Origin of the sequence: Thermomonas carbonis, assembly GCF_014396975.1 — a bacterium.
Taxonomy (GTDB): domain Bacteria; phylum Pseudomonadota; class Gammaproteobacteria; order Xanthomonadales; family Xanthomonadaceae; genus Thermomonas; species Thermomonas carbonis.
In genome coordinates this window covers 883,552-896,112 of the sequence record NZ_CP060719.1, presented here as the reverse complement: position 1 = coordinate 896,112, position 12,561 = coordinate 883,552, and the positions used below count along the sequence as shown (strand labels likewise).

At 67.0% G+C, this 12,561-nt stretch carries 11 protein-coding genes; 8 read left to right on the top strand and 3 right to left on the bottom strand.

What is annotated here, in order from left to right:
* Positions 1-14: 14 nt before the first annotated feature.
* From H9L16_RS04190 to H9L16_RS04165, 6 genes are read left to right on the top strand one after another with little or no spacing between them, the layout of a single operon-like run.
* Positions 15-356: a hypothetical protein gene (locus H9L16_RS04190; RefSeq protein WP_187553316.1), complete on the top strand. Its 342-nt coding sequence runs from the start codon at positions 15-17 to the stop codon at positions 354-356.
* A 51-nt stretch (positions 357-407) separates the two neighbouring features.
* Positions 408-1,697, top strand: a complete 1,290-nt coding sequence (locus H9L16_RS04185; RefSeq protein ID WP_187553315.1) for a TolC family protein — start codon at positions 408-410, stop codon at positions 1,695-1,697.
* Positions 1,694-2,710, top strand: coding sequence for an efflux RND transporter periplasmic adaptor subunit (locus tag H9L16_RS04180; RefSeq protein ID WP_187553314.1), 1,017 nt, complete (start codon positions 1,694-1,696; stop codon positions 2,708-2,710). The genes H9L16_RS04185 and H9L16_RS04180 overlap by 4 nt, the downstream gene beginning before the upstream one ends.
* 8 nt (positions 2,711-2,718) lie before the next feature.
* The gene (locus tag H9L16_RS04175) at positions 2,719-5,907 is read left to right on the top strand and encodes an efflux RND transporter permease subunit (RefSeq protein WP_187553313.1); all 3,189 of its coding nucleotides are present in this window, start codon (positions 2,719-2,721) and stop codon (positions 5,905-5,907) included.
* Between the two features lie 50 nt (positions 5,908-5,957).
* Positions 5,958-6,899, top strand: coding sequence for a cation diffusion facilitator family transporter (locus H9L16_RS04170; protein ID WP_187553312.1), 942 nt, complete (start codon positions 5,958-5,960; stop codon positions 6,897-6,899).
* A gap of 54 nt (positions 6,900-6,953) precedes the next feature.
* Positions 6,954-7,709 (top strand): pseudouridine synthase, encoded by a 756-nt coding sequence (locus tag H9L16_RS04165; protein ID WP_187553311.1) that lies wholly within the window; start codon positions 6,954-6,956, stop codon positions 7,707-7,709.
* A gap of 7 nt (positions 7,710-7,716) precedes the next feature.
* Here H9L16_RS04165 and H9L16_RS04160 read toward each other — a convergent pair whose 3' ends face one another.
* On the bottom strand, positions 7,717-8,235 hold the full coding sequence (locus H9L16_RS04160; protein WP_187553310.1) for a DUF2059 domain-containing protein: 519 nt from the start codon (positions 8,233-8,235) through the stop codon (positions 7,717-7,719).
* A gap of 75 nt (positions 8,236-8,310) precedes the next feature.
* On the opposite strand from H9L16_RS04160, the gene arfB reads away from it, so the two are divergent.
* Both arfB and H9L16_RS04150 read left to right on the top strand, forming a co-directional pair.
* The gene (gene arfB, locus H9L16_RS04155) at positions 8,311-8,724 is read left to right on the top strand and encodes an alternative ribosome rescue aminoacyl-tRNA hydrolase ArfB (protein ID WP_187553309.1); all 414 of its coding nucleotides are present in this window, start codon (positions 8,311-8,313) and stop codon (positions 8,722-8,724) included.
* 53 nt (positions 8,725-8,777) lie between these two features.
* Positions 8,778-9,344, top strand: a complete 567-nt coding sequence (locus H9L16_RS04150; protein ID WP_187554043.1) for a 1-acyl-sn-glycerol-3-phosphate acyltransferase — start codon at positions 8,778-8,780, stop codon at positions 9,342-9,344.
* Between the two features lie 56 nt (positions 9,345-9,400).
* Here the strand turns inward: H9L16_RS04150 and H9L16_RS04145 are convergent, their stop codons facing one another.
* Both H9L16_RS04145 and H9L16_RS04140 read right to left on the bottom strand, forming a co-directional pair.
* Entirely contained in the window at positions 9,401-12,127 is a 2,727-nt protein-coding gene (locus H9L16_RS04145; protein ID WP_187553308.1) for a TonB-dependent receptor, read from the bottom strand.
* Positions 12,028-12,498 carry an STN domain-containing protein gene (locus H9L16_RS04140; protein WP_187553307.1) on the bottom strand — a complete coding sequence of 157 codons (471 nt, stop codon included), beginning with the start codon at positions 12,496-12,498 and terminating at the stop codon, positions 12,028-12,030. Before H9L16_RS04140 ends, H9L16_RS04145 begins: the two co-directional genes overlap by 100 nt.
* Positions 12,499-12,561: the final 63 nt, after the last annotated feature.

The window sequence follows — 12,561 nt, the reverse complement described above, 5'->3', positions numbered from 1 at the left end:
GTAAGGTGCGCGCCATGTCGCGTCGCACCTCCCTGCTGGCTTGCCTGCGCATGGTCCTGTTGGCCATGTTGATGCTGGGCACTTGCCTGCAGCCGGTGTTGGCCGCGGCATGCGATGTCGAGGATGTGCGCATCGTGTTCGATCACGACGCCGATGCGGCATCGACCGCTGATGACGCCGGCGATTGCTGCGCCAACCCGGCCTGCGGGGATTGCTGCCTGCATGCCACCGCGCAGTTGCCGGCGACGCAACTGCTGATGACCGGGCTCCGCCCCGGCAACTGCAGCACGCCGACTTGCCTCGACTTCGCGTCGAGTGATGAGTCCGTGGATCAACGACCTCCGATCACGAACTGACGCATTCGCCGGCCGAGCCGGCCGACGTCGTTCATCTTTCGGAGAAGTCCCATGTGGTTGCGATTGGCGGCATTGGCCGTCCTGTCGCTTGTGCCGTGCCTGCCCGCACGCGCGCAAGCGATGCCTGATTCATCGACGATCCTCAGCCTCGACGATGCCTTCGCCCGCGTCGCCGACAGTCATCCCGATCTGCGCCTGCTTGGCCCGCGCCAGCACGTGCTGCTGGCCGAACGCGACCGGTCCATGTTGCGTGCGCCCTTGCGGATTGGTGCGGAGCTGGAGAACGCGCTTGGCAGCGGCGATGCACGCGGCCTGCAAGGCACCGAACTCACCTTGAACCTGTCGTCGGTGTTCGAACGCGGCGGTAAACTCGACGCGCGGCGCACACTGGCCGACCGCCGCATCGACGCATTTGCCGTCGAACGCGAAACCCGACGGCTCGACCTGCTGGCCGAGACCGCGCGGCGTTACTTGGCGATGACCGGTGCGCGCGAACAGCGCGAGATCGCGCTGCTCGACATCGCCCAGCGCACGCGCACCGTGGCCGGCGCACGCCAGCGTCTGCAGGCCGGGGCTTCGCCGGAATCGGTGGTCCTCACTGCGCAGGCCGCACTAGCGCGCGCGGAACTGGATCGCGATCGCGCCGCGCAGCGTGTCATCGCCGCGCGCCAGCATCTGGCCGCGCTATGGGGCGAGCGAGCGCCGAGCTTCGATGTCGAGGCGGGCGATCCGTTGACGTTGCCGAAGATGAGCGACATGGGCGCACTGGCGGCGCTGCTGGAACGCACGCCGGAATTGCACGCCTTCGCCAGCGATGCGCGGGTGCGTGAAGCACGTCTGCAACTGGTGCGCAGCGAGTCCGTTGCCGACCTGGACTGGTCGTTCGGCGTGCGCCGGTTGCAGGCCCGCGGCGACTTCGGCCTGGTCGCCGGGGTGTCGATGCCGCTGGGTGCACGCAGCCGTGCGCAACCGGCGATCCGCGCCGCCGAGGCCGAACTCGCCTCGCTGGAAATCGAACGCGAAGCGAAGGACATGGCCCTCTATTCCACATTGGTCGAGGCACATGGCCGCTACCGCGTGGCACAGCTTGAAGTGGCGCGTCTGCGCGATGACGTGCTGCCCAAGTTGGCGCGTGCCGAAGCCGCCGCCGAGCGCGCCTATCGCGCCGGCGCGATCAGCTACCTCGAATGGGCGCAGCTGCAATCCGAGCGCACCGCGGCTCGCAAACAACAACTCGAGGTCGCGCTGGATGCCCAGCGCGCGCTGATCGAACTGCAACGCCTGACCGGTCAATCGCTGGTCGTGGACGCCGCGTCGTCCGCACGGGGAAACACGCCATGACATCGACGAACCGCATTCCCCGCCTCCTCATGTTGCTTGTGCTGGCAGCGGCAATCACCGCCTGCGGCGACAAGTCCGACGCCGCACACGCCGAAAGCGACACGCATGCCGAAGACGCCGGTCACGATGAACATGGCCACGAAGAAGGCGGTCATGAAGAAGGCGAGGGTGAAGCCGGTCACGAGGAAGGCGCGGCCGCCACCACCATTCCCGCCGCGATCGCCGAGACCTCCGGCATCCGCGTGGCCGCCGTTGCTCCCGGCAGCATCGCCGACGAACACGAGGTGCAGGGCCTGCTGACGCCGGTCGAGGGCCACGTCGCCCAGGTGATGGCGCGCTTCCCCGGCCCGATCCGCGCATTGCGCGCCAACATCGGCGACCGCGTGCGCGCCGGCCAGCCGCTGGCAAGCATCGAAAGCAACCTCAGCCTGACCACGTACACGGTGGCTTCGCCGATCTCCGGCGTGATCCTGCAGCGCTCTGCCTCGGTCGGCGCAGTGGCGGGCGAAGGCATGCCGTTGTTCGAGGTCGCCGACCTGTCCACGTTGTGGGTCGACCTGCACATCTTCGGCAACGATGCCGGCCATATCACCGCGGGGATTCCGGTGACGGTGACGCGAATGAGCGACGGCGTCGGCGCCGAGACCACGCTGGAACGCATCCTGCCCGGCACCGCCACGGCCAGCCAGAGCACGGTGGCGCGCGCGACGATCGGCAACATCGATGGCCTGTGGCGTCCCGGTTCCGCAGTGCGCGCGCGGATCGTGGTGGATCGCGCCGATGCCGCGCAGGTGGTGCCGCTCACCGCGTTGCAGACCGACGAAGGCGGTCGCGACGTGGTCTATGTGCGCGAGGGTGAACGCTACGAGGAACGCGTGGTGACGCTCGGTCGTCGCGATGCGAAGAGCGTCGAAATCACCGCGGGACTGAAGCCCGGCGAACAGGTCGTCGTCGCGCAGAGCTTCCTGGTCAAGGCGGACATCGGCAAGTCCGCTGCGACGCACGAGCACTGAGGCGCGCCATGCTCGAATCACTGATCGCTTTTTCCGTCCGCCATCGCTGGATGATGCTGGCGCTCACGCTGGCGCTCATCGCGCTGGGCGGCTGGAGCTTCACGAAACTCCCGATCGATGCCACGCCCGACATCACCAACATCCAGGTGCAGGTCAACACCGAGACGCCCGGCTATTCGCCGCTGGAATCCGAGCAGCGGGTGACGTTCCCGATCGAGACCGTGCTGGCCGGTCTGCCAGGGCTGGACTACACGCGCTCGATCTCGCGCTACGGGCTGTCGCAAGTGACGGTGGCGTTCAAGGACGGCACCGACATCTACTTCGCCCGCCAGCAGGTGGCCGAACGCCTGCAGCAGGCACGTGCGCAATTGCCCGAAGGGCTCGAACCCACGATGGGTCCGATCGCCACCGGCATGGGCGAGATCTTCATGTACACGGTCGATGCCAAACCCGGCGCACGCAAGCCGGATGGCAGCGCGTACACGCCCACCGACCTGCGCACCCTGCAGGACTGGGTGATCCGCCCGCAGTTGCGTAACGTGCCCGGCGTCACCGAGGTCAATACCATCGGCGGTTACGAGCGGCAGATCCACGTCACACCGGATCCGGTGAAGCTGCGCGCACTCGGCTTCACCTTGCAGGACGTGGTCGCGGCGGTGGCCAGCAACAACCGCAACGTCGGGGCCGGTTACATCGAGCGCAACGGCGAGCAGTTGCTGGTGCGCGTGCCCGGCCAGGTCGGCGATGCGCAGCAGCTCGCGCTGATCGTGCTGGATCGTCGCGAGGGCGTGCCGATCCGCGTCCGCGACGTGGCTCAGGTCGGCGAAGGCCGCGAACTGCGCAGCGGTGCGGCGACCCAGAACGGCCACGAGGCGGTGGTCGGCACCGTGGTGATGCTGGTCGGTGCCAACAGCCGCGAGGTTTCGCGCGCCGCCGCGGCAAAATTGCGCGACGCCAATGCCAGCCTGCCGGAAGGCGTGACCGCGACGGCGGTGTACGACCGCACCGCACTGGTCGATCGCACCATCGCCACGGTGGCGAAGAACCTGGTGGAAGGTGCGTTGCTGGTGATCGTGGTGCTGTTCCTGTTGCTCGGGAACATCCGCGCGGCGCTGATCACCGCGGCGGTGATTCCACTGGCGATGCTGTTCACCCTGATCGGCATGGTGCGCGGTGGCGTGTCAGGCAATCTGATGAGCCTGGGTGCGCTGGATTTCGGCCTGATCGTGGATGGCGCCGTCATCATCATCGAGAACTGCCTGCGTCGCTTCGGCGAGCTGCAGCATCGGCTTGGCCGCGCGCTGAACCATCAGGAACGACTCGACGCCACGGCCTCGGCAACGGCGGAAGTGATCCGGCCGAGCCTGTTCGGCCTCGGCATCATCGCCGCGGTCTATCTGCCGATCTTTGCCTTCGATGGCATCGAGGGAAAGATGTTCCACCCGTTGGCCGTGACCGTGGTGCTGGCGCTGACCGGCGCGATGCTGCTGTCGCTGACCTTCGTGCCGGCGGCCGTCGCCGCATTCCTGGGCGGCAAGGTGGATGAGCGCGAAAATCGTTTGATCGGCTGGTGCAAGCGCCGCTACGCGCCCGTGCTGCGGGCGGCGCTGCGGCTGCGAGTCGGCGTGGTGGCCGGTGCTGCCGTGCTCACCGTGCTGTGTGGCCTGCTGGCGACGCGACTGGGCAGCGAGTTCATCCCCAATCTCGACGAAGGCGATGTCGTGGTCCAGGCGCTGCGCATCCCGGGCACCAGCCTGAGCCAGTCGGTGGAGATGCAGAAGACGCTGGAAGCCGCGCTGGCGAAGCTGCCGGAAGTGCAGCGGGTGTTCGGTCGCATCGGTACCGCCGAGGTCGCCAACGATCCGATGCCGCCTTCGATCGCCGACACCTTCGTGATGCTCGAGGACCGCAAGGACTGGCCGGATCCCGGCAAGCCGAAACTGCAATTGCTGGAGGATATCGAAGCGGTGATCGCCGCCGTGCCCGGCAACAACTACGAAGTGACCCAACCGATCCAGATGCGCACCAATGAACTGATTTCCGGCGTGCGCGCGGATGTGGCGGTGAAGGTCTACGGCGACGACCTCGACCAGCTGGTGCGCGTCGCCAGGCAGATCGAAGCGGCGATCAAGCGCGTGCCCGGCGCAGCCGACGTCAAGGGGGAGCAGGTCACCGGCCTGCCGCTGCTGACGGTGGAACCGGATCGCGTCGCGCTGGCGAATTACGGACTCAATCCGGGCCAGTTGCAGGAGACCGTGGCGATTGCCGTGGGCGGTCGCGACGCCGGGCAGCTGTTCGAGGGCGACCGCCGCTTCGACATCGTGGTGCGCTTGCCCGATCACTTGCGCGAGGATCCGCGCGCGCTTGCCGAACTGCCGATCGCACTGGGAGAAGGCGGGCAGGCGGACGAATCCAGCGGAATCGCGCGCTGGCAGACCGGCGAGCCGCGCACGGTGCCGCTACGCGACGTGGCGAACATCGAATCTCGACTCGGGCCGAACCAGATCAATCGCGAGGACGGCAAGCGCCGCATCGTGGTCAGCGCCAACGTGCGCGAGCGCGACCTTGGCGGATTCGTGGCCGATGTGCAATCCGCCGTCGCGCGTGAGGTGACCCTGCCGGAAGGCTACTGGATCGACTACGGCGGCACCTTCGAGCAACTGATCTCGGCCAGCCGGCGCCTGTCCATCGTGGTGCCGGTGACGTTGCTGCTGATCTTCGGCCTGCTGTTCATGGCCTTCGGCTCGGCCAAGGACGCCGCCATCGTGTTCAGCGGCGTGCCGCTGGCGCTGACCGGGGGCGTGCTGGCGTTGTGGCTGCGCGATATCCCGCTGTCGATCTCGGCGGGCGTGGGCTTCATCGCGCTGTCCGGCATCGCCGTGCTCAACGGCTTGGTGATGATCAGTTTCATCCGCACGCTGCGCGAGCAGGGCATTGCACTCGGCGATGCGATCGTCGATGGCGCGCTCGGCCGTTTGCGTCCGGTGCTGATGACCGCGCTGGTGGCCTCGCTCGGCTTCGTGCCGATGGCGCTCAATGTCGGTGCGGGTTCGGAAGTGCAGCGACCGCTGGCGACGGTGGTAATCGGCGGGATCGTTTCTTCCACGCTGCTCACGTTGCTGGTGCTGCCCGCGCTGTACGCGTGGCTGCACGGTGCGAAGCAGATGCCGCGCAGTGGTCGCAGTGAAATTGTGTAACCCGCGCGGCGCTCGCTAGGGTGGCGTCATCGCGAAACGGACGTCGGGCAATGGGCGCAGGCCACGACCACAGGCACGATCACCACCGGCATGACCACGGTAGCGCCGGGCACAGTCATGTGCCCAGCACGATCAAGTTCGAACGACCGTTGTGGATCGCGTTCGGCCTGACCCTGGCGTTCCTGATCGTGGAAGTGGTCGGCGGCCTGCTGACCAACAGCCTGGCCTTGCTGTCCGATGCCGCGCACATGATGACCGACGTGCTCGCGCTGGGCATTTCGCTGTTTGCGGTGCGGATGGCGCGCAGGCCAGCGGACGCGAAGCGCACCTACGGCTATGCGCGGATGGAAGCGATCGGTGCGCTGGTCAACGGCGGCCTGCTGTTCCTGGTCGCCGGCTACATCCTGTGGGAAGCGATCGGTCGCTTCAGCCAACCACCGCATGTCGAATCCAGCGGCATGCTGCTGGTCGCCGTGCTCGGCCTGGTCGTCAATCTGATCTCGATGAAGTTGCTGCAGGCCGGTGCCGGCGAAAGCCTGAACATGAAGGGCGCATACCTGGAAGTGTGGAGCGACATGCTCGGCTCGCTGGGCGTGATCGCCGGCGCGCTATTGATCCGCTTCACCGGCTGGACCGTGGTCGATCCGATCATCGCGGTGCTGATCGGCCTGTGGGTGCTGCCACGCACCTGGACCCTGCTGCGCGCCGCCGGCCACGTGCTGATGCAGGGCGTGCCTTCCGGCCTGGACCTGGACGAGGTCCGCGATGCAATGGGATCGCAGCCCGACGTGGCGACCGTGCACGACCTGCATGTCTGGGCGCTGGGGTCGAAGGAGCCGATCCTCACCGCGCACGTCCTGCTGGCGAACGAAACCGTCGATGCCGACGCGGTGCGCCACGCGATGGCCGCGATGCTGCACGAGCGCTTCGACATCGACCACGCGACCCTGCAAGTGGAGCGCCGGCACTGCGGAGGCGACCTGCACGCCTGAGCGCGCGCATCGTCGAGAACCCATCGGCGCTGACGCGATGCGGGACAATGGCGCATGACCGACCTCGCGCCCGATGCCCTGCACGTCGACATCGACATCGACATCGACATCAAGCTCGACCTGCCCGTGCTGTTCCGCGACGAGTCGTTGGCGGTGGTGTGCAAGCCCGCTGGCCTGATGGTCCACGACAGCGCGCTGGCGCGTGGCGAAACCGACTTCGCCGCGGATCGGTTGCGCGAGCAGTTCGGCAAGCCGATCTTCCTCGTCCATCGCCTCGACCGCGCCACCAGCGGCTGCCTGCTGCTGGCCTTCGACCGCGAGACCGCGTCCGCACTCGGCAAGACCCTGATGTCGCACGAAGTCGAAAAGGACTACTGGGCGATCTGCCGCGGCTGGCCGGCGGAAGCCATCTTCACCATCGATCATCCGCTCGACGGCGGGCCCGGCAAACCGCAGAAGAAGCCGGCCATCACCGATTACGAGGTATTGGCGACCTGCGAGTTGTCGATGCCGTCCGCCGGCTTTCCGACCTCGCGTTATGCGTGGTTGCGCGCCTCGCCGCGCACCGGTCGTTTCCGCCAGATCCGTCGCCACCTCAAGCACCACTTCCATCACCTGATCGGCGACAGCAGCCACGGCGATGGCCGCCACAACCGCAACTTCCGCATGCTCGGCATCCACCGCATGCTGCTGCATGCGCAGCGGCTGGCCTTCATGCATCCGCACACCGGCGAGCGCATCGAGACGCGCGCGCCAGTGGATGCGGAATTCGCGAAGGCGCTGGCCTTGTTCGACGCCGCGCCGCGCTGAGCCCGCGTCAGTCCTTGCGGGCCTTCGCTTCGCTGTCGATGTCGGCCTTGATGTCTTCCATCAGGCCTTCCATCAGCGGCTGCATTTCCTGCATGGTCAGCGTCATCGCCTGCGGTGCCTTGCGCAGGATCGAGCTGCCTTCGGGGCTGCCGTAGAACGCGATCATCGCGTCCACTTCCGGCTTGCTGAACAGTTGCAGGTAGACCTTGCGGATGATCGGTTCGATCGCCGGCCAGGACATGCGCTTCTCCACCATTGCCTGGCTGCGTGCCGTCACCGAGCGCATGCGTTCGCGATCGGCATCGGACAGGTCCTTGCCGAAGGCTTCGTCCACCATCTGCCCTTGCACGGTGGACATCTGCTCCATGATCCCGCTCATCATCTTTTGCATGTCCATGACTTGGAGCAGGCGGTCGATGTCGGCGGCGGACGCCTGTTGCGGCGCGGGCGGCGGATCGGCGGCGAATGCCGGACTGGCGAACGCGGTGGACAGGGCAAGGGCGAGGACAAGGCCGAGACGGCGCATGGCAGGTTCCGTGGGGGATGGGTGCGGCATCGTCCCAACCCGGCCCGCGAATGGCAACCGCCCTAGAATTGCGCCATGCAGGTCGGCCACCTTTCCATCGATGACGACGAACTGATCGAACGCTTCGTGCGGGCGTCGGGGCCGGGTGGGCAGAACGTCAACAAGGTGTCGACCGCGGTGGAACTGCGCTTCGACGTGGCGCAGTCGCCATCGCTGCCGGAGCCGGTGCGCGAGCGCCTGCTGGCGAAGCGCGACCGGCGGATGACCAACGAGGGCGTGCTGGTGCTCGCCGCGCAGCGCTTCCGCACCCAGGAGCGCAATCGACAGGACGCACGCGAGCGGCTGGCGCATTTCATCGAAGGCGGCCTGCATGCGCCCAAGCCGCGGATCGCGACCAAGCCGTCGCGCGGGGCCAAGGAACGCCGGTTGGGCGAGAAACGCGGGCGTGCGACGATCAAGCAGGGACGCACGGGGCGGGATTGGGATTGAACGCGCAAAAAAACGACGACGTGGTGCTGGCATTGCCGCCCAGCGCGCCGCGGATGCCGCGCAATCGTTTCATGGAAGGGCTGGGTCGTGCGGTGTTGCGGCTGGGCGGCTGGCGCATGGTCGGCGCGTTTCCCGACCTGCCGAAATTCGTGCTGATCGCTGCGCCGCATTCGTCCAACTGGGACGGCGTGTGGGGGGCGGCTGTGAAGCTGGGCATGGGCGTGAAACTGTCGATCCTCGGCAAGCAAGCATTGGTGAAAGCACCGCTGTTCGGGCCGCTGGCGGTCTGGCAGGGCGTGATCGGGGTCGATCGCAGCGCCGCGCATGGCGTGGTGGAACAAGCCGTCATGGCGATCCGCAACGCCGACCGCATGTGGTTCACCATCGCCCCGGAAGGCACGCGGAAACTGGTCGACCGCTGGAAGCCGGGGTTCTGGCACATCGCCCGTGCCGCCGGGGTGCCGGTGGTGTTGGCGTATTTCGATTACGCCAACAAGGTGGTCGGCATCGGCCCGGTGTTCGAGTTGACCGATGACATGCACGCCGACATCGCCCGCATCCAGCGCTGGTACAAACCCTACAAGGGTCGCAATCACGACGTGCAGCAGCCGGCCGACTGAACGAAAAAAAGCCCCGGCATGCCGGGGCTGCAAGTGTCGCCACGCGGGGTAATGGATTACAACGGCGAGCCGCCGAGCTTCCAGGTGAGCTGCAGGTAGTAGCTGCGGCCCATGCTGTCGAACCACGAGGTGTCGTAGTACGGATAATTGGCCCAGGTCGCATCCTTGGGCGGCATCTTGTCGAGCAGGTTGTTGACCGACAGCGAGACCCGCAGGTGATCGCTGATGTCGTAGCGCGCGCTGCCATTGAAACGCCAGGTCGCGCCGGTCCACGCATCGTTGTTGTAGTTGGCCACGCGGCCCACGTAGTTGCCGAACAGGCCGGCACCCCATGCGTTGCGGTCCCAGTCCACGCCCACGTTGCCCTTGGTCCGCGGCAGGGTGGTGGCGCTGAAGCTCAGGTCCAGCATGTCTTCTTCCGGATCGCCCGGGTACAGCATGCGGTTGTGGCGGTGCGCCCAGGTGTAGTTGCCGGTGAAGCGGAAATCGCCGGCGCTGGCGGTCTGCAGGCGGTAGTTGGCGGTCACGTCGATGCCCGACGTTTCCTCGTTGGCGATGTTGATCGGCGCGAACAGGACGCTGGTGATGGTGCTGAACGGATCGGCGGGATCCTCGCGAAGCACGCGGGCCAGCGCATCCACGCAGGTCGGTGAATTGATGTCGACGGACACGCCGGCATCGGTCACGCCGAGCAGGCAGTTCGCTTCGGTGGCCCGCAGCAGTTCGCGGCTCTGCGTCTGCACCTGGTTGGCGATGCGGATCTGGTAGTAGTCCACGGCCAGATCGAAGTTCGCGGACGGCGACCAGACGAAGCCCGCAGTGAACGACTTGCTGGTTTCCACGTCCAGCTGCATGTTGCCCTTGTAGACATCGAACGTGTTCACGTCCCAGCTGCCGTCGTCGTAGCAGTCGGCATCGCTGTAGCCGGGTTCTTCGCTGCGGCACTGGTAGTAATCGGTGGAGACGGTGCGGTAGTAGTCGTTGTCGGCGAACAGGTAGTGCATGTCCGGCGCGCGGAAGCCGGTGCCGTAGGAGCCGCGCACCAGCACGGTATCCAGCGGCCGCCATTCCAGGCCCATGCTGTAGGTGAACTTGCCCGGGTTCTTGTCGCCGTAGCTGTACAGGTCGTAGCGGCCGGCCACGCTGGCCTGCAGGGATGCCAGCAGCGGCACGCGCAACTCGCCCGCAGCGCTCCAGTGGTCGCGGCTGCCGCGGCCGTCGCCGTAGCGCGGACCGTAGTAGGCGTCGTCGGTCAGCGCCAGCGGATCGGGATTGATCTTGTAGGACTGGCTGCCGTATTCGATCGCGCCGGCAAAGCCCACGTCGCCGGCCGGCATCGTGAACAGCGACGGCGTGTTGGCGGTGAAACTGACGTTGTCGTTCTTGGCCACCGGATGCCAGGTCGACATCACCCCGATGGCGGCGAATTCGGCCGGCGTCAGCGGGGTGAACAGGCGCGTCGGGTCGGGGTTGTAGATGGCGTAGCCGTCATCGTCATAGCCGAGCCGTTCGCCCAGGAAAAAACGATTGGCGGCCGCGGCATCGATGCGCGGCATCTTCACCACGGCCTTGTATTCGGAATGGTTGTAGGCCGCTTCCCAGGTCCAGTCCTCGCCCAGCGTGCCGTTGAAACCGGTGGTGATCGCGAAGGTTTTCTGGGTGGTGCTGTTCATGCGGTTCTGCAGGCCGCCGACTTCTTCCGGCGCGAACTGGCGCGACCAGATTTCGTAGTGGCCGGTGCCGGCATTGAAGAAGATCTTGTCGTTGTTGTCGGTCGAGTCCGGGTCGTGGAATTCCCAGCCCATGTGGTCGCTGGCCACGTCGTTGCCGTTGGTGCCGGTCAGCAGCTTGACCGTCTGCCGGCCCAGCTGGAAATCCGCGAACCAGGACAGGTCGCTGGAGAAGCGGTATTCCAGCGCGCCGTAGACATTCGCGCCCTTGCGCTGGTTCTGGATGGTGCGATACGCGATGGCGCGCTCGCTGCCGCACAGCGGCTCGCCCCAGCGGTCTTCGGCCAGCACGGTGGTGCCGTCGTTGAGGCCGGACATCGCCGCGCAGTCGTCGGCCGGGCCGATGTTGACGTCGTCGTCCCAGTCGTAGAGTTGGGCGACGAGTCGCGGCAGGCGGCGACGCGATGTCGGCGCATCAAGCGTGGAGTCCTGGATATCGCGATCGAAGCCCCACAGCGGGCGCTTGTCGAGCAATTCGATGCCGACGATGCCGCTGAAGTTGCCGCGCTCGAAACCGGTGGTCAGCGACAGCCGGTGCGATTCACCGCCGCCGCGCTGGGTGTCGCCGTAGCGATAGTCGATCGTCGTGCCGTCGGTCGATTTCTTCAGGATGAAGTTGATCACGCCGGCCATCGCGTCCGAGCCGTACACCGCCGAAGCGCTGCCGGTCAGCACCTCGACGCGGTCGATCATGCCCAGCGGGATGTTGCCGATGTCGGTGAAGTTGCTGCGGCTGTTGAGCGGCAGCGGAAAGTCGGCGATGCGGCGGCCGTTGATCAGCACTAGGGTGTGGTTCGGGCCGAGGCCGCGCAGGTCGACCGCCTGCGCACCCGGCGTGGACTGCGCGCTGGTGGTGTTCTGCTGGCCCTGCACGCTGCCGCTGTTCTGGCTGAGCGAGCGCAGCACATCGGGCACGGAGGTCAGGCCCGCGGCCTGGATCTGCTCGGCGGTGATCAGGGTGATCGGCGCAGGCCCTTCCACCTGAGCGCGCGGGATCCGCGATCCGGTGACTTGCACGGTCTGCAGATCGGTGACCGGGGTGTCATCGGCCACGGTCGGTGTCGGCGCGGCCTGCGCGGCGCGCGGCGGGGAGGTGCGGCCGCTGCCGGCTTCGCGGCCGCCTGCGGCACGATCACCACCGCGCCGGAGGCATCGCGCTGGGCGCGGTAGCCGCTGCCCTTGAGCAGGGCATCCAGCGCTTGCGGCGAGGCTGCCTGGCCTTTCACGCCCGGTGTGCGCGCGCCTTTCAGCTGGTCGGCGCGATAGACCAGCTGGGTACCGGACTGACGGGCGTAGACATCCAGCGCGGCGGCGAGGTCGCCCGCGGGAATGTCGATGCGGGGGGCGGTCTGCGCCTGCGCGGCAAGCGCGGCGGTACAGGCCAGGGACAGCAGCAGGGCGCGCAACGGGCGAGATGGCTTCAAGACGGTTCCCCATGCGCCTTGTGTTCGGCGCTTCAAGTGATCAGGACGAACGAACCGGCGAAA